At 64.4% G+C, this 16,761-nt stretch carries 15 protein-coding genes and 1 pseudogene; 6 read left to right on the top strand and 10 right to left on the bottom strand.

The genetic code is table 11. The features are described from left to right. Positions 1–9: 9 nt before the first annotated feature. From B7X49_RS06605 to B7X49_RS06590, 4 genes are read left to right on the top strand one after another with little or no spacing between them, the layout of a single operon-like run. On the top strand, positions 10–1,335 hold the full coding sequence (locus B7X49_RS06605) for an O-antigen ligase (RefSeq protein ID WP_286702461.1): 1,326 nt from the start codon (positions 10–12) through the stop codon (positions 1,333–1,335). After that, a complete protein-coding gene (locus B7X49_RS06600; RefSeq protein WP_286702460.1) occupies positions 1,332–2,354 on the top strand; it encodes a YncE family protein in 1,023 nt (340 codons plus the stop codon). Before B7X49_RS06605 ends, B7X49_RS06600 begins: the two co-directional genes overlap by 4 nt. Beyond that, positions 2,354–3,022 carry a sterol desaturase family protein gene (locus tag B7X49_RS06595; RefSeq protein WP_286838690.1) on the top strand — a complete coding sequence of 223 codons (669 nt, stop codon included), beginning with the start codon at positions 2,354–2,356 and terminating at the stop codon, positions 3,020–3,022. Before B7X49_RS06600 ends, B7X49_RS06595 begins: the two co-directional genes overlap by 1 nt. Next, positions 2,910–3,272 (top strand): sterol desaturase family protein, encoded by a 363-nt coding sequence (locus tag B7X49_RS06590; RefSeq protein ID WP_286838687.1) that lies wholly within the window; start codon positions 2,910–2,912, stop codon positions 3,270–3,272. The genes B7X49_RS06595 and B7X49_RS06590 overlap by 113 nt, the downstream gene beginning before the upstream one ends. A 37-nt stretch (positions 3,273–3,309) precedes the next feature. On the opposite strand, the gene B7X49_RS06585 is transcribed toward B7X49_RS06590, so the two are convergent. Beyond that, positions 3,310–3,678 (bottom strand): hypothetical protein, encoded by a 369-nt coding sequence (locus tag B7X49_RS06585; protein ID WP_286702458.1) that lies wholly within the window; start codon positions 3,676–3,678, stop codon positions 3,310–3,312. Between the two features lie 180 nt (positions 3,679–3,858). Between B7X49_RS06585 and B7X49_RS06580 the strand changes: the two genes are divergently transcribed. Together B7X49_RS06580 and B7X49_RS06575 are read left to right on the top strand one after the other, a co-directional pair. Further along, complete coding sequence (locus B7X49_RS06580) at positions 3,859–5,190, top strand: DUF1800 family protein (protein WP_286702457.1); 1,332 nt, start codon at positions 3,859–3,861, stop codon at positions 5,188–5,190. A 6-nt stretch (positions 5,191–5,196) separates the two neighbouring features. Beyond that, entirely contained in the window at positions 5,197–6,420 is a 1,224-nt protein-coding gene (locus B7X49_RS06575; RefSeq protein ID WP_286702456.1) for a DUF1501 domain-containing protein, read from the top strand. Positions 6,421–6,433: 13 nt separating this feature from the next. On the opposite strand, the gene B7X49_RS06570 is transcribed toward B7X49_RS06575, so the two are convergent. The 9 genes and pseudogenes from B7X49_RS06570 to rpsM form a co-directional block, all read right to left on the bottom strand. Further along, positions 6,434–7,150: a DUF4396 domain-containing protein gene (locus B7X49_RS06570; protein WP_286702455.1), complete on the bottom strand. Its 717-nt coding sequence runs from the start codon at positions 7,148–7,150 to the stop codon at positions 6,434–6,436. Then, positions 7,123–9,378: a cation-translocating P-type ATPase gene (locus B7X49_RS06565; RefSeq protein ID WP_286702454.1), complete on the bottom strand. Its 2,256-nt coding sequence runs from the start codon at positions 9,376–9,378 to the stop codon at positions 7,123–7,125. Before B7X49_RS06565 ends, B7X49_RS06570 begins: the two co-directional genes overlap by 28 nt. A 317-nt stretch (positions 9,379–9,695) precedes the next feature. Continuing rightward, a pseudogene (locus B7X49_RS06560) lies at positions 9,696–11,319 on the bottom strand (M3 family oligoendopeptidase). A 14-nt stretch (positions 11,320–11,333) separates the two neighbouring features. Further along, on the bottom strand, positions 11,334–13,013 hold the full coding sequence (locus B7X49_RS06555) for an ABC transporter ATP-binding protein (RefSeq protein WP_324503166.1): 1,680 nt from the start codon (positions 13,011–13,013) through the stop codon (positions 11,334–11,336). A gap of 455 nt (positions 13,014–13,468) precedes the next feature. Beyond that, positions 13,469–13,846, bottom strand: a complete 378-nt coding sequence (locus tag B7X49_RS06550; protein WP_286702451.1) for a hypothetical protein — start codon at positions 13,844–13,846, stop codon at positions 13,469–13,471. Between the two features lie 188 nt (positions 13,847–14,034). Further along, entirely contained in the window at positions 14,035–14,469 is a 435-nt protein-coding gene (gene rplQ, locus B7X49_RS06545; protein WP_029312077.1) for a 50S ribosomal protein L17, read from the bottom strand. 137 nt (positions 14,470–14,606) lie between these two features. Further along, positions 14,607–15,626 (bottom strand): DNA-directed RNA polymerase subunit alpha, encoded by a 1,020-nt coding sequence (locus B7X49_RS06540; RefSeq protein WP_029312076.1) that lies wholly within the window; start codon positions 15,624–15,626, stop codon positions 14,607–14,609. Positions 15,627–15,736: 110 nt separating this feature from the next. Beyond that, entirely contained in the window at positions 15,737–16,129 is a 393-nt protein-coding gene (gene rpsK, locus B7X49_RS06535) for a 30S ribosomal protein S11 (RefSeq protein WP_029312075.1), read from the bottom strand. 80 nt (positions 16,130–16,209) lie between these two features. Beyond that, the gene (gene rpsM, locus B7X49_RS06530) at positions 16,210–16,587 is read right to left on the bottom strand and encodes a 30S ribosomal protein S13 (protein ID WP_286702450.1); all 378 of its coding nucleotides are present in this window, start codon (positions 16,585–16,587) and stop codon (positions 16,210–16,212) included. Positions 16,588–16,761 lie beyond the last annotated feature (174 nt).

Here is a 16,761-nt window from a genome sequence, read left to right as displayed (position 1 = left end):
CGCCCCACCATGATCGCCATCGCCCGGCGCGACCCGATCGCCACGGCCGCCATCACCGCCCTGCTCGGCGTCGGCGCCATCGCCTGGCTGATGCCGCCGCTGATCATCCCGCTCCTGTTCGCCCTCGCCCTCGCCGTCGCCGCCACCATCGCCTACGCCCGCCCAGTCGCCGCCATGGCGCTCTGGCTCATCCTAGTCGAAACCACGCCGGAAATGTGGCTGTCGGACCTGATCGGCGCGCACGAACTCATCATCGCCCTGCTCAAATCCGCCGGCCTGCTGATCATCGCCCTCGCCGCCCTGCGCACCGCCCCGCGCGCCGACCGTTTCAACCCCTCCTACGCCTTCATCGTCATGTTCATCGATGGCGCGATCCACGGCCTCTGGCCCGGCCTGACCCCGATGGCCTCGCTCCGCTCGCTGATCGGCTCGGCCGCCCCCTTCGCCGCCGGCTACCTCCGCCTCAGTCCGGCGATGCGCGCCACCATCATCCGCTGCACCATCATCGGCCCCGCCATCACGGTCGGCTTCGGCATCGCCCTCGCAGCCCCCGGCATCCGCCCACTCTACAGTACCCAACTCGGCGCCATCCGCCTCGCCGCATCCAGCGCCCCGGCCTTTCTCGGCGGCTTCGCGATGATCGCCATCTTCGCCGGCCTGCTCGAATATCTGCGCACCGGCCGGCCGCGCAACCTGGCCTGGATCGGCCTGAACTATATCATCCTCATCGCCACCGGCGCGCGCTCCCCGCTCGCCATGGCCGGCTTCATCACCCTCGCCACCCTAATGATCACACCATCGCCCTTCCTCACCCCCGCCCGCCGCTTCGCAATTCTCGCCCTCGGCAGCGCCAGCCTCGGCATCGTGCTGATGGCCGCCTCCGCCCTGAGGGTCATCCGCGTGGTCGATCTGATCAACCTCGGCGACGCCGGCAGCCTGTCCAACCGCCAGCTCATCTGGCCCTTCTTCGAAGCCGCCGCCCGCCAATCCCCCTGGCTCGGCTGGGGCGTCGGCGCCGGCAAGGCCGTCGTCTCGATGAAATCCCACATCGGCCGCCTGCTCGGCACCAACGCCGCCCATAACGAATATCTGCGCATCACCGTCGAAGGCGGCGTGATCGGCGCGCTCCTCTTGTTCGCCATGCTCACCCTGTGGCTATGGCGGGGCAGCGCTGCGCTGCCCACCGCCCAGCGCCGCATCATCCGGCTTGTCTTCCTCGCCTTTGCCGTGCAATCCTGCACCGACAATACTTTGATCGCAACGACTAGCCTCGTGTTCTTCACCTGGGCGCGCGCGGTCTTCGTGAACCCCGATGAAAGCCCACCACCCGCATGACCGGTTCAGCCTCGCTCCCCCGCCGCACCCTGCTCGCCGCACCGTCCCTGCTCGCCCTGCCCGCGCTCGCGCGCTCCGCCGCCAAACCGTCCACCGCGCCCGCGGCAAAGCCGCCCATCGCGATCGTCCTGAATTCCGGCGGTGCGACCGTCTCGATCATCGACATGGCCACCCGCAAAATCCTGCGCGACGAACCCACTTTCCGCGAACCGAGCCACTGGGCCCTCACGCCGGACGCCAAAAAACTCCTGATCGCCGATTCCGCCGGCAACGCCATCTTCTTCCTCGACCCCGCAACCGGCACCGAACTCGGCCATAAACTCATCCCCGACCCCTACCAGCTCTGGTTCAGCCCGGATGGCACCTACCTCACCATCACCTGCCTCCGCCTCAACCACGTCGATGTCTACCACGCCGCCAGCCTCACCCTGGCGCACCGCTTCAAACTCGGCTCGATGCCCTCGCACCTCAGCTACACGCCCGATTCCAAAACCGTCTTCGTCTCGATGCAGGACAGCGGCACCCTGGTCGCGATCGACCTCGCGAGCATGACCCCGCGCTGGACCACCAAAGTCGGCAAAACCCCCGCCGGCGTCATGTGGCACGACGGCGTCGTCCTCACCGCCATCATGGGCAGCGACCATGTCGCCGTGCTCGACCCCGCAACCGGCCGCATCACCCGCACCATCCTGACCGACAAGGGTGCCCACAACATCTTCCTCACCCCCGATCGCACCCAGCTCTACGTCACCAACCGCGTCGCCGGCTCCCTCACCGTGCTCGATGCCAAAACCCTCGGCTTCGTCAAACGCATCGCCATGCCCGGCGGCCCGGATGATCTCTGCTTCGCGCCCGACGGCAAACTCTGGATCGCGCTGCGCTTCGCCTCGCGCGTCGCCATCCACGACCCCGTCACCGGCGCCACCGACCACATCACCGTCGGCCGCTCGCCCCACGGCATCTTCATCTCCACCCTGCTGACCGACCGGCCAGCCCTCGCCGCCATGCGCCTCGCCTGATGCAAATCATGGTACATGTGCTCTCGCACATACCCACCCACCCGTTCAACGACATCGCCGGGTGGATCGAGCAGATCGCCGTCCTGCCCATCCTTTACCGCGCCGGCCTCATGCAATGGAGCGAGCTGTCCTTCGGTTGGACCCTCGTTGCGGTCTACGGCATCACGCAGATGATCCTCGCCTACGCCGTCTGCGTCCCGCTTGAACGCCTCCGCCCGCTCGAACGCTGGACCACAAGCAAACCCATCCTGGTCGACGTGTTCTACACCTTCCTCGCGCGCGTCGGCGTGCTGCCGATCATGACCTTCGTGCTGTTCTACGCCGCCCAGGTTCAACTCGATGGCTTCCTCGCCGACCGCGGCTACGTCCCGCCGATGCTCGAAACCATCATCCCCGCCCTGTTCGGCCACCCGATCATCACCTTTGCCATCTACGCCCTCATCCTCGACTTCACCGATTACTGGCGCCACCGCCTGTCGCACCGGTTTTCGATCTGGTACGCGCTCCACGCCGTCCATCACGCCCAGCGCCAGATGACTGAGCTTCCTCTGGTTCATGCTGATCGGTCTGCTCATCGGCATCCCACCCCTGCAATTTCCCATCCTGATCCTGATGCTGCGCTTCGTCGAAAGCCTCAGCCACGCCAACACCACACTCTCTTTCGGTAAAATCGGCGACCGCCTGCTCGTCTCGCCGCGCTTCCACCGCACCCACCACGGCATCCTCGCCGCCGGCCAGAAATCCTGCAACTACGGCGCCGTCTTCCCGCTCTGGGATATCATCTTCCAAACCGCCGACTTCGCCCGAACCCCAACCCCGACCGGCGATCCCACCGCCCCCGAAGCCATGGCCACCGGCACCTATCTGGCCCAGCAGTGGTCCGGCATCGCCCACACCGTCCGGGCGTTGCGCGGCTAAGCCGCCAGGCGCCAACCGCAAATCCGCCTGGTAAACCTCATCCCAGCGCCACGATCGCTGACACCAGCGCGATCGCCGTGATCGCCACGCTTGCGTGCGCGCCGATCACCACGCCCGACAAACGCTTGCCCCGCCACGCCGCCATGATCACCAGCAGCCCCAGCAAAATCGCAAGCCCGAGCAACGCTTCCGCCCCGACGCCAAACCCCGCCACCCCGGCGGACGCCGGCGGCGGATGCCGTTCGAGCCCGATCACCAGCTCCAGCAGCCCGGCCGCGCCCACCACGCCATGCACCAGCCCCAACATCCACCCCGCGGCCGGCGGCGGTGTGCCGCGCAGATAGCCAATCGACAGATAACCACCGAGTGTGGCGGTCAGAAGCAGGAAAACCAGGGCAATCGTCATGCGCAAGCTCGTATCATTGCTGCTGCTCCCTGATAAAGACACGAAAAGGTTAAGAAAGGCCTTCTTTTTTCAAAAACAGGACCAAAAAATTCCCCTGCGTCCAATCAGCCGACAAGGCCGATACCGCCCGGTCGCAGTTTGCAACACTTCGCTACGCGCCACCCTGTTAATACCCAGTTCATGGACAGCGACATCACCCACGCCATGATCCGCTTCGGTTTCGGTGCCGGCGGCACCGCACCGGCCGCCACCAATGCGCGCGACTGGCTGCACGCCCAGCTCAAGGGACCAGACCCGACCCTCGCCGATCCCTCCTTCGCCAACCTGCCCAGCGGGGCGGATGCGCTGCAAGCGCACCGCACGGACGCGATGCAACGCAAACGCATCCTCGCCGCCGGCCAGCCCCTCAAGGGCAATTTCAAACCGCTCAGCCGCGCGATGTTCCTCGGCGACGCCAAAGCCCAGCTCGACTGGACGATCAACACCCCTTCCCCGTTCCGCGAGCGCCTGGTCTGGTTCTGGGCCAATCACTTCACCACCTCGATCCGCCAGGGCGGCATCGAAGCCCTGGTTGGCCCCTTCATGCGTGAAGCGATCCGCCCGCACGTGACCGGCAATTTCACCGATATGGTGCTCGCCGCCGAACGCCACCCCGCCATGCTGCTCTACCTCGCCAACGCTTTCTCGGTCGGCCCGAACAGCCCCGCCGGCCGGCGCTTTCATCGTGGCTTGAACGAAAACCTCGGCCGCGAATGCATGGAACTCCACACCGTCAGCCTGCGCGCCGGCTACACCCAGACCGATGTGACCAACATGGCCAAGCTGCTCACCGGCTGGTCGGTCAATCCGCAAAACCAACCCACCGGCTTCATGTTTCGCCCCTTCGCGCACGAACCCGGCCCGCAAACCGTGCTCGGTCGTCAATTCCCGCCCGGCGAGGCCGGCGGCATCGCCGCCCTGCGCTTCCTCGCCACCCACCCCACCACCTACCAATCCCTCGCCAGCAAACTCGCCTGGCATTTCTGCGGCGATCATCCACCCCAAGCCGCGGTCGACCACCTCACCGCCATCCTCACCGACACCAAAGGCAACCTCGGTGCCGCTGCCGCCGCCTTGATCGACCTGCCCGCCGCCTGGCAACCGCTGACCAAAATCAAAACCCCGTTCGACTACACGATCTCGCTCGCCCGCGCCGCCGGCATCACCAACGCCCCGGTCGGCTTTCACCTCGGCACGCTCCGCAAACTCGGCCAACCGCTCTGGGCCGCCCCGCTGCCGAACGGCTGGTCCGATCACGGTGCGGACTGGACCGGATCGGACGCGGTGCTCGCAAGGGTCGATTTCGGCTTCACCGCCGCCGCCCGCGCGCAAAGCACCACGCCGATGGATGTCGCCCGCTCATCGCTCGGCCCCCTGCTGCACCCGGCGACCGCAACCGCCATCGCCACCGCCGGTTCGCCGCGCGAAGCCCTCGCCATGCTGTTCGCCGCCCCCGAATTCCAAAGGAGATAGGCCGCGATGAAGATCGCCCAGGATTCCATGAACATCGCCCTCACCCGCCGCGCCAGCCTGCTCGGCCTCGCCACCATCGCCGTCGCCGGCCGCGCCAAACTCGCCCTCGCCAGCGCCCCCACCGCGCAACGCCTCGTCGTCGTCCTCCTGCGCGGCGCGCTCGATGGCATGGCCGCCGTCGTGCCCTACGGCGATCCCAACCTGCAATCCCTGCGCGCCGCCCTGGTACCGCCGCAATCCACCCTGCTCGACCTCGGCGGCTTCTTCGCCTTCCACCCCGCGCTGAAAAACCTGCACGCGCTCTATCAGCAAAACGAGGTCCTGCCGGTCCACGCCATCGCCGGCCCCTATCGCACCCGCAGCCATTTCGAAGCGCAGGATTTCCTGCAAACCGGGATCGATCAAGTCGGCATCACCTCCGGCTGGCTCAATCGCCTGATCGCGGAACTCCCGTCCGGCGGCGTCACCGGCCAGGGCCTCGCGGTCGGCATGGGCATGCCGCTGTTGCTGCGCGGCCCCACCCCCGTCGCCTCCTACGCCCCGGCCGGGTTCGCCAAACCCTCACCCGCACTCTACGCCAACATCGCCGCCCTCAACCGGGCCGACCCCGTGTTCGGCCCCGCCATCGCCGAAGGCCTGCGCGCCGCCCGCTTCGACCGCGCGACTCTCGATGCCCCCTCGATGGACGACGCCGCCGACCACACCATGGCAGCACCACCCCAGGCCTACGGTTTCCCCGCCCTCGCCCGCGCCGCCGGCACCCTGCTCGCAGCCCCCGGCGGCCCCCGCATCGCCGCCTTCCAACTCGAAGGCTGGGACACCCACGGCAACCAGATCAACCTGCTCCACGCCCCGCTCGCCGATCTCGATGCCGGTATCGCAACCCTGCGCACCGCCATGGGCCCGGCCTGGGCCAACACCACAATCCTGGTCATCACCGAATTCGGCCGCACCGCCCGCATCAACGGCACCCACGGCACCGATCACGGCACCGCAACCGTCGCCTTTCTCGCCGGCGGCTGCGTCGCCGGCGGCAAAATCCGCACCACCTGGCCCGGCCTCAACCCCACCCAACTCTTCCAAAACCGCGACCTCGCCCCCACCGCCGATATCCGCAGCCTCGCCAAAGGCGTGATCCAGGCCCAGTTCCACCTCACCCCGGCCGCACTCGCCCGCGTGTTTCCCAACAGCAGCGACGCGGCCCCCATGGCCGGATTGCTGCGGGTCTGAACCGTGGGAGCGGCTACATCGCGTCCTTGATACCGGTTTTAACCAGCACCCAGTTCATCGGATACGCCGTGGCAAACCCGATGATCATGCCGATCTGCATCATGAACCAGAACACCGGCGTGTCTGGTTTCGGCGGCGTCGTGAAAAACCCGAACTGCATCAGCGCCATCCAACCGAACAACCCGATCTCGAATGCGGTCAGCGAGAGCGCGTCGGCCTTGAATGCCGCGATCACGCCGGCCACCGGTTTCAGCCCGCGCATCGGTACGATCGAGGCGTATTGAAACCCGACGCCAAGGAGGAACGCAAACGCGTAATCGAGCACCAGTTGCGCCCCGAACGTCGAGCCGGCGATGGTGATGCCCGCGAAAAACACCAGAAATTCCGCGAAAATATCACCCAGCGTGCAGCCGGCGCCGCAATGGGTGGATCCCACGAAGGTCTGCATCCAGAACGGCTTGGCGTCTTCACGCTCATGATGATGCGCGTGGTCATGACCTGACATGGCAGGGCTGGCCTGCCGCCCCATCGTCCAATACGCCCATAGCGCCAACGGCCCGAAATACAGCGCCGTGATCGGCCACACCGGGTTCATCACCGCCATCGATTGGGGATGCCGGCGCAGATCGAGCGCGATGACGACGGCCGTAACGGCGGCGACCACCAGCGACACTATGGAAAGCCAGGTCAACCACGGCGCGATCATGATCGCACCGCCGCCGGTCGCCATCGCCGCAGCAGCAACGAGTTGGTCACCACGATCACGCTCGAAGCCGCCATCGCCGCCCCCGCGATCATCGGGTTGAGCAGGCCGAACGCGGCCAGCGGGATGCCGATGACGTTGAACGCAAACGCCCAGACCAGCCCCTGGCGGATCTTGGCGAAGGTCTTGCGCGCCACATCCAGTGCTGCGGCGACCAAAGCAGGATCGCCGCGCATCAACGTGATGCCGGCGGTGTGCATCGCGATGTCGGACCCGGTCGCCATTGCGATACCAAGATCGGCCGCGGCCAGTGCCGGCGCATCGTTCACACCATCGCCGACCATCGCGACCAGCCGCCCGTCGCCGCGCAGACGCTTGATGTGGGCCGCCTTCTGCTCCGGCAGGATATTGGCCATGACTTCATCGATTCCGAGCGCCGCCGCCGCAACTGCAGCGGCCCCCTGATTGTCGCCGGTCAGCAGCACGACTCGAATATTCTGGGCCCGCAACGCCGCGACGGCCGCCCGCGCTGTCGGTTTTACCGCATCGCCGAACGCGATGAGGCCGATAATTTTGGCAGCATCGGCCACATCGACCCCGCCACGATCGATCAACCACGCGATCGTGCGGCCTTCGGCTTCCAAAGCGGCGGCGCGATCGGCCAGCGCCCCGGCATCGAGATCGCCTTCAGTGAGCAACCGACTGCTGCCGAGCACGACGCGCCGGCCCTCGACCTGCCCCTCGATCCCCCGGCCGGGCAACGCCTTCACGGCCTGCGCATGCGGCGCCTGAACACCATCCGCCGTCGCGCGCGCCAGCACGGCACGCGCCAGCGGGTGTTCGCTACCCTGCTGCAATGCAGCGGCGATTCGCAACAGCGCAACCGGATCAGCCCCCGGCGCCGCTTCCAGCGCCACGACGGCCGGTTGGCCTTCGGTCAACGTGCCGGTCTTGTCGAACGCGACGGTATCGATCGACCTTGCGCGCTCCAGGGTTTCCGCATCCTTGATCAGAATACCATGCGTCGCCGCCACACCGGTTCCCGCCATCACCGCCGTCGGTGTCGCAAGGCCGAGCGAGCACGGGCAGGCGATCACCAGCACCGCGACGGCGGTCAGCACCGCGTGCTCCACCGTCCCGCCCACAATCAGCCAACCGACCAACGTGATCAGCGCCACCACCAGCACCGCAGGCACAAACACCGCCGCCACCCGATCGACCAGCGCCTGAATCGGCGCCTTGCCGGCCTGTGCGCTTTCCACCAGCCGAATGATCCGCGCCAGCGTCGTCTCGCCGCCGACCGCCGTGGTCTCGACCACCAGCACCCCATCGCCGTTGATCGCCCCGCCCGTCACCGGATCGCCGACGCTTTTGCTCACGGGCACGCTCTCGCCGGTCAGCATCGACAGATCGATTGCGCTGTCCCCCGCGCGGATCGTGCCATCCACCGCGATCCGCTCACCCGGCTTGACCACAACGAGATCACCCAGCCGGATCGCGCTTACCGCCACCTGCCGTTCCGTGCCATCCGCCGCCCGCAGCGTCGCCCGCTCCGGCCGCAGCGCGGTCAGTGCCTGCAGCGCCGCCCCGGTCTGGCGCTTGCCGCGCTGCTCCAGCAATTTGCCGAACAGGATCAGCGTGATCACCACGGTCGATGAATCGAAATACAGCACCGGCTGCCCGCCGATCATCCAGGACCGCACCAGCAAATACAGGCTCATGCCATAAGCGGCAGAGGTGCCGAGAGCGACCAGCACATCCATATTCGCGCTGCCCGCACGCAGCGCCTTGTACCCGGCCCGATAGAACCGCGCGCCGATCCAGAACTGCACCGGCGTCGCCAACGCCAGCGCGAGCCATCCCGGCAGCATGAACCGCGCCCCGGCCAGATCCGCGATCATCCCAATTACCAGCGGCGCCGTCAGCACTGCCGAGACCGCCAGCACCGCATAATCCCGCCGCGCCGCCCGATCGCGCAGCGCCGCCTCATCGGCATCGCCCGCCGGATCGATCACACGCGCGCCATACCCCGCCCGCTCCACCGCCGCGATCATCGCCGCCGCATCCACCCCTCGCGCAACCACGCGCGCGGTTTCACTGGCCAGATTGACCTCGGCAAGCCCAACACCGTCCAGCTTTCGCAACGCCCGCTCGACCCGCCCGGAGCACGAGGCGCAAGTCATCCCCTCGATCGCCAGATCCACACTGATTTCGTCGGCTGCGGCCCGGTTGGGCATCTGCGTGAGCATATTCATGGGAAAATCCTTGCCATCACCGTGGATATGGTGATTCCCATGATGGGAAGGTCAATCCCGTTACGCGAGTACAAGGCGCGGCAGGAAGAGTCTTCTTTTTTGTGAACAAAAAAGAAGCAAAAAAAACTTTGTTAATCTAGGCCCGTGCTGGTGAAACGGCCCGTGCCCCAGAGTCAGAAAGTTTTTTGCTTCTTTTTTCCAAAAAAGAAGCCTTCCTACCCTCACCCACCCCGCAGGATCGCAGCATAGATCGCCGTGATGTGCGGGAAAATCATCGGCAGCCCGTACCACCGGACACCTGCAAAAAACGCCTCACCTCACAGCGCCAGCATCGCCTCGGCGGTCTCCACCACCGCCTGCAACGCACCCGCCTCGAACGGCGATTTCAGCTCGGCGGCTTCCACCAGCTTGCCGAACGGCGCCGAGCCGCCCATGCCGCAGAGATCGACATAGGTGTCGAAACTCGCCTCAGCACTGCGCCAGCGTGTAATCGATGTAATAGAACGGCGCGCGATAAATATGCAGCTGCGCCTGCCACCGCCCGCCCATGGCCGGATACGCCAGATCGCCCCAGTTGCGCCACGGCAAATACATCGCCTCCAGCCGCCGCCACATCTCATGCCGCTCGGCCGGCGTCGCCTCGGGCCTCGCATAGACCTCATGCTGGAAATGATCGACGCACACCCCATACGGCAGAAACTCCAGCGCGCCGATCAGATGCATCCGCTGATACCGCGCCGCCTGGTCACCAAACATCGGCGCAATATGCGGATAGGCCAGAAACTCCAGGCTCATCGAATGGATTTCCGCCGATTCCGACGTCGGCCACAGATAATCGACCGAAGGCTGATTGCGGCTCTGATAGTTCTGAAACGCATGGCCCATCTCATGGGTGAACACATCGACGTCGTGATGCGTGCCGTTGAAATTGGCGAAAATATACGGCATCCCGACCGCCGGAAACGAGGTGCAGAACCCGCCGCCCGCCTTGGTCGGCCGGTTCTTCAAATCCATGAAGCCGCCTTCGTTCATCTGCCGGTAGAACCCGGCCAGCCGCGGGTCCATCGCCTCGAACATCGCGTTGGCCTTGGCGACCAACTCATCATGATCGCCCTGCGGCTTCGGATTGCCCTTGGGGTCGGTCAACGGCTCATCCCACGCATAGAGCGTGTCCAACCCGTTCGCGATCCGCCGCTGCTCGATCAGTTTTGCCACCAGCGGCGTCACATGCTTGAGCACCTCGGCCCGATAGGTCGCGACCTGCGCCGGCCCGTAATCCAGCCGCCCCATCCGCCGATATCCCAGCGCCGTGAAGCTCTCATCGCCCAACGCCCGCGCCATCTTGTGCCGCAGCTTGACCAATTTGTCGTAAATCTCATCGAGCTCGGTGCCATGCTCCGCGAAAAACCCCCAGCGCGCCGCGGCGGCCCGATGCCGCGTGTCCCGATCCAGGCTTTCGGTATACGGCGTCAGCCCCGCCAGATTGACCGTCTCGCCGTCGAACTCGAATGTCGCCGAGGCCAGCAGCGCGGTATGGCGCGCCTCCAGCTTCGACTCCTCCTCCAAATCATCGGCGATCACCGGGGAGAACGTCGTCACGTCGTTGCGCCAGATATCCACCGCGTGTTTGCCGTACTGCGCCTCGATCAGCGCGGGATCGAGTGCGAGCAACCGGTTCTTGAAACTGGTCTCATGATCGGCGATCACCGGGCCCAACGCATCGGCATACTCCCGCGCCGTCTTATAATCCTCGTTCGCCGTATCCTGCGAAAACCGCAGATGCACCAGCGCCGACCAGGTCCCGGTCGCGCGGCGCAGCCCTTCCCACTCGGCCAGCGCCTCGCGCACCGCATCGCGGTCGAGCAATCCGTTGAGCGAGGCATACGCCGCCGCCAGGCTGTCGCGCGTCGGCGTCACCGCTTCGATATCATCGAACTTCATTGCCAGATCCCTCTTTATTGTTGCGTCATCAATCCAAGCGCCTGCCGCTCGAACAGCCGGCGATAAATGCCACCCTGCCACGAAGTCAGCGCCTCATGCGTGCCTTGCTCCACGATCGAACCCTGATCGAAAACCAGGATGCGGTCCAGCGCCCGCACGGTCGAGAGTCGGTGAGCAACCACGATCACGGTACGTCCGGTCATCAACCGCTCGACCGCCTGCTGGATCAGCGCCTCGGATTCCGAATCGAGGCTCGCCGTCGCCTCATCGAGAATGAGGATCGGCGCATCGGCCAGAAACGCCCGCGCGATCGCCACCCGCTGCCGCTCGCCACCCGAGAGCTTCACCCCCCGCTCACCGACCAGCGTGCGATACCCGTTCGGCAGGTTCATGATGAAATCATGCGCATTCGCCTGCATCGCCGCGTTCTCGATCTCCGCCATCGTCGCATCGGGCCTGCCATAGGCGATGTTCTCGGCCAGCGAGCGATGAAACAAGATCGGCTCCTGCGCCACGATCGCGATCGAACCCCGCAGCGATTCCTGCGTCACCTGCCCGATGCTCTGCCCATCGATCCGAATGTCGCCGCCCGTCACGTCATGCAACCGCTGGATCAGCTTGATGAAGCTGGTCTTGCCCGAGCCCGAATGCCCGACCAGCCCGACCCGCTCACCCGAGGCGATCGTCACCGACAAATCCCGGAACAGCGGCTCGACATGCTTGCCATAGGCAAAATCGACGTGATCGAACACGATCTCGCCGCGCAGTATCTGCGCCGGCATCGCCCCGGGCCGATCAGCGATCGCGAAGGGCTGCGCCTCCATCCGCACCATGTCCTCCATCTCGTTCACCGCGCGTTGCAGCATCGCGATGTGATAACCCACGTCGCGCAGGTAGCCGAGCACGATCAGATAGGCGGTGATCACGGTCGCCACTTCACCGGGTGTCGCGCGCCTGATCCACCACAAATACAGCGCAAGGCCAATGATCGCGACCCGCAGCACCATCAGCGCGCCGCCCTGCCCGGTGCCGACCCAGTTGCCCCGGAACCACGAGCGCCGGGTCCGGCGCTGCCATTTGTCGATCACCCGGGCCAGAATCGCATCCTCGCGCGCCTCGGCGGCAAACCCCTTCACCACCGCATTGCACGAAACGGCATCGGCCAAGGCCCCGCCCATTGCGGTATCGCAGCGGTTCGACAGTTGCGACGCCGGCGACACGTAACGCGTCTGCAGCCACACCGTCGCCCCGACATACACCGTCGCACCCACGGCGATCAGCGCCCCGATCGACGGCGATTGCAGCCCCAGCATGATCGATGTGCCGATCAGCACGGCAAGCGCCGGCAGCATCGCGATCAGCACGGTATCGTTCAGCAAATCCAGCGCCCAGATGCCACGGGTAATCTTCCGAACGATCGCCCCGGCAAAATTATTGGCATGCCAGTCCGAGGCAAACCGCTGCACCCGATAAAAGGAATCGCTGGCCATCTCCCCCATGATCACCAGGGTCAGACCCACAATCGAGCGAAACCCGATATAGCGCAGCATCGTCTGGGCCGCGCCGAGCGCGGCAATCATCGCCAGCGCCATCAACGCCGCGTGCAGCGAAGTGCCGCTGCGCGTCGCGACCGCATTGATCAGATCACCGGCATAGAGCGGCATGAACACATCGGTCAGCGTTGCCAGCAGCATGGCAATCACCGTCCCAGCAAACAGCCCCGGATGAGCCCGCCACCGCCGAAAAACAAAACCAAACACCGCGCGAAACGGCGATGCGATCTTAAGATCCAAGGAGGACATGAATTGACCGACCCCGCTGACGCGAGATCACCTCTGATATATCAATAGTGAAAACGATCGAACAGGCACCAGAAAGTGCCGGGCGGAAAACCTAGTTCGCGGCGCGCGTTGGCCCGAACGGGAATCCGCCAAAGGAGGCAACTGCATCAAAATACATCGTAGCCCCCTTCAAGAGTGTTGACCTAGACCCATGGTTACCGGAGCCGGTCGGCTATGTCCAGCATAAATTGCTTGCGTCTCGGGATGGGGGCAGCACGCCAAGGAAGGGAAGGCTTCTTTTTTGTAAAAAAGAAGCAAAAAACTTTTATTCGTCTGGGATCGGACTTGGGTTGAGGCTGGTGCCTCACTCATTCGGCGTGGGACGGGTGGACCACCAGATTTTGCGAATGCAGGCTGCACGAGCGCGCTGCGGACGTCACTGCCGCGCCATCGACCCTGTCATACACCATATCGACATGCGAATTGATCATGGTGCTGGTCGAATTGGCCTGGATGTCGCCGCTCTGCAGCGACGGTGCGGCTACGATATAGACCGTCCCGCCCAACTGACTCTGAAACTGCCCCTGGCAGAACAGCACCATCTTCTGCGACGCTTTCGACAGGCTCGCCAGGAACGATGAATTGTCGGCCTTCGCCTGAGCAGGCGTCAGCGGGCCGGACCCCATACCCCCCGAACAGGATGCCAGAAATACGATCGGAAACGCTAACAGGATGCTACGATTCATACCCCCGACGATAACGCCGATTCCGTGAATTGCAACAAAAAAGGCGCTGCCGAAGCAGCGCCTTACATTCGTCTCAAGCAAAAGTGAGCAAACTTACCTAAGCAAGGAGAATCGCCCAGAGCCCAGATTCAAAAAGTTTTTTGCTTCTTTTTTACAAAAAAGAAGGGCATCTCTTATCTAACGCGACCTCAAGCCGCCTCAGCCGTATCGTCCTCATCATCCTTGACCTCGGGCTTCGGACCGCTATCGAGCCCCTTTGCCGCCAGATCACGATCGACCAGTTCGATCACCGCCATATCCGCCGCATCGCCATAGCGCATGCCGGCCTTCAGCACGCGGGTGTAACCACCCTGGCGCTCCTTGTACCGGTCGGCCAGCGCCGCGAACAGCTTGGACACGATCACCTCATCGCGCAGCACCGCATGAGCCTGGCGCCGTGCATGCAGCCCGCCGCGCTTGCCCAGCGTGATCAACCGGTCAGCCACCGGTGCCAGTTCCTTGGCCTTCGGCAACGTCGTGGTGATCTGCTCATGCTTGAGCAGGGCCACCGCCATGTTGCGGAACATGGCCGCACGGTGGGACGTGGTGACGCCGAGTTTACGTCCAGCAATTCCGTGACGCATAGGGGTTACTCCAGATCAGAAAAAAATGACGAACGAGAGCAAGATCGCTTGAGGTTGACGCGCTTGCGTCAGCCGAAAGCGATGAACTTGCTCGTAAAACAAATGCTAGAGCATGATCAACTTTAAACCATCATGCTCTAGAACGGCTGGTCGGAACGCTTGACCAGATCTTCGATATTCTCAGGCGGCCAGTCCGGCACCAACATACCCAGGCCGAGACCCATGGCGGTTAGCACTTCCTTGATTTCGTTGAGCGATTTGCGGCCGAAGTTCGGCGTGCGCAGCATTTCCTGTTCGGATTTCTGCACCAGATCGCCGATATAGACGATATTGTCGTTCTTCAGGCAGTTCGCCGAACGGACCGACAATTCCAACTCGTCCACCTTGCGCAGCAGATTCGGGTTGAACGGCAGTTCCGGGCGCGGCTCTTCCGAGCGCAACCGCTGCGGCTCCTCGAAATTGACGAACATGCCCAGCTGGTCTTGCAGAATGCGCGCGGCCAAAGCCACCGCATCCTCGGGCGTCACCGCACCGTTGGTCTCGATCGCGATGATCAACCGATCGTAATCGGTCACCTGCCCAACGCGGGTCGGCTCGACGCGATACGAAACCTTGCGCACCGGCGAATAGATCGAATCGACCGGGATCAACCCGATCGGCGCGTCTTCCGGCCGGTTGGCCGAAGCCGCCACGTAGCCACGGCCGGAATCGACGGTGAATTCCATGCCCAGCGTCGCGCCGTCATCCAGCGTGCACAGCACCAGCTCGGGGTTCATCACCTCGATATCATGGCCGGACTGGATCATCGCGGCGGTCACTTCGCACGGACCCTTGGCGCTCAGCGTCATCCGCTTCGGGCCGTCACCATGCATCCGCACCGCGATCTGCTTGATGTTCAGCACGATGTCGGTCACGTCCTCGCGCACACCGGCGATCGAGGAAAACTCATGCAACACGCCATCGATCCGCACCGCGGTCACCGCCGCGCCATGCAGCGAGGACAACAAAATCCGCCGCAGCGCATTGCCCAACGTCACGCCAAAGCCACGCTCCAGCGGCTCGGCAATGATCGTCGCCATCCGCATGTCATCGGCGCCAGGCTCGATATCGAGCTTCTCCGGCTTGCGAAGCGACTGCCAGTTCCGCTGCATCGCCAAATTGGTATCTTTCAGCATCAAATCCTCCGGTCAGGCGAAAAATCCGCCCTCACCTTCCAAAAACGCATCGTCCGCCAGGCACGCGAAGCAAGCCCGTAACACCCGGCAGATTACACCCGGCGGCGCTTGCGGGCGCGGCAACCGTTGTGCGGAATCGGCGTCAGATCGCGAATCGCCGTGATCGAGAACCCGACGGTCTGCAACGCACGCAGCGCACTCTCACGGCCCGAACCCGGACCGCTCACTTCGATCTCCAGCGTCTCCATGCCGTGCTCGCGCGCCTTGCGGCCGGCGTCCTCGGCGGCAACCTGCGCGGCGTACGGGGTGGACTTGCGGCTGCCCTTGAAACCCTGGCTCCCGGCGGAAGACCACGAAATCGCATTGCCCTGTGCGTCGGTGATCGTGACCATCGTGTTGTTGAAGCTGGCGAGCACATGCGCGACGCCTGAACTGATATTTTTGCGTTCCTTGCGGCGGGGACGCGCGGCGGCTGGTTTGGCCATGGAAAATCCTGTCTTTCTCTCGACCCGCCGCCAGGCAAAGCCCAGCGCGGATCACTGCATCGATGCGAAGAACCGAAGGGTTACTTCGTGACCTTCTTTTTACCGGCGATCGCCACGGCCTTGCCCTTGCGGGTACGCGCGTTGGTATGCGTCCGCTGGCCACGCACCGGCAGACCCTTGCGGTGGCGCAGGCCGCGGTAGCAACCCAGATCGACCAGCCGCTTGATGTTCATCGCCACTTCACGGCGCAGATCACCCTCGACGCGGAAATCCTTGTCGATCAATTCACGGATCTTGCCGATCTCGTCGTCCGACAGCTGGTTGACCCGCTTGTCGTCGCCGATATTCAGCGTCGTGCAAATGTCACGAGCCTTGGTCGGCCCGATACCGTAGATGTAACGCAAGCTGATCAGCACGCGCTTGTTCGATGGGATGTTTACGCCGGCAATACGCGCCACGAAGCTGCTCCTTGGTCTCCGCAGATGCGGATTGAAATCGTCGAATGGATAATGACAATCACGAAACCCGGCCCACCCGATGGGCAGAACCCAATTCCGAAAATCATCATCTGAACAAAGTGCGGCACTCCGCCAGGGAGCGCCGCAGATGGCTGTCTCTATCGCCGAGGGCGA

Source organism: Acidiphilium sp. 34-64-41, assembly GCF_002282635.1.
Classification (GTDB): domain Bacteria; phylum Pseudomonadota; class Alphaproteobacteria; order Acetobacterales; family Acetobacteraceae; genus Acidiphilium; species Acidiphilium rubrum.
This window is presented reverse-complemented; position numbering and strand designations above follow the sequence as displayed.

Coding starts and splice junctions, on each gene's coding strand:
- B7X49_RS06605 (WP_286702461.1), top strand. CDS start 10: ATGATCGCCATCGCCCGGCGCGACCCGATCGCCACGGCCGCCATCACC.
- B7X49_RS06600 (WP_286702460.1), top strand. CDS start 1,332: ATGACCGGTTCAGCCTCGCTCCCCCGCCGCACCCTGCTCGCCGCACCG.
- B7X49_RS06595 (WP_286838690.1), top strand. CDS start 2,354: ATGCAAATCATGGTACATGTGCTCTCGCACATACCCACCCACCCGTTC.
- B7X49_RS06590 (WP_286838687.1), top strand. CDS start 2,910: ATGCTGATCGGTCTGCTCATCGGCATCCCACCCCTGCAATTTCCCATC.
- B7X49_RS06585 (WP_286702458.1), bottom strand. CDS start 3,678: ATGACGATTGCCCTGGTTTTCCTGCTTCTGACCGCCACACTCGGTGGT.
- B7X49_RS06580 (WP_286702457.1), top strand. CDS start 3,859: ATGGACAGCGACATCACCCACGCCATGATCCGCTTCGGTTTCGGTGCC.
- B7X49_RS06575 (WP_286702456.1), top strand. CDS start 5,197: ATGAAGATCGCCCAGGATTCCATGAACATCGCCCTCACCCGCCGCGCC.
- B7X49_RS06570 (WP_286702455.1), bottom strand. CDS start 7,150: ATGGCGACCGGCGGCGGTGCGATCATGATCGCGCCGTGGTTGACCTGG.
- B7X49_RS06565 (WP_286702454.1), bottom strand. CDS start 9,378: ATGAATATGCTCACGCAGATGCCCAACCGGGCCGCAGCCGACGAAATC.
- B7X49_RS06555 (WP_324503166.1), bottom strand. CDS start 13,013: ATGCTGCTGGCAACGCTGACCGATGTGTTCATGCCGCTCTATGCCGGT.
- B7X49_RS06550 (WP_286702451.1), bottom strand. CDS start 13,846: ATGAATCGTAGCATCCTGTTAGCGTTTCCGATCGTATTTCTGGCATCC.
- rplQ (WP_029312077.1), bottom strand. CDS start 14,469: ATGCGTCACGGAATTGCTGGACGTAAACTCGGCGTCACCACGTCCCAC.
- rpsK (WP_029312075.1), bottom strand. CDS start 16,129: ATGGCCAAACCAGCCGCCGCGCGTCCCCGCCGCAAGGAACGCAAAAAT.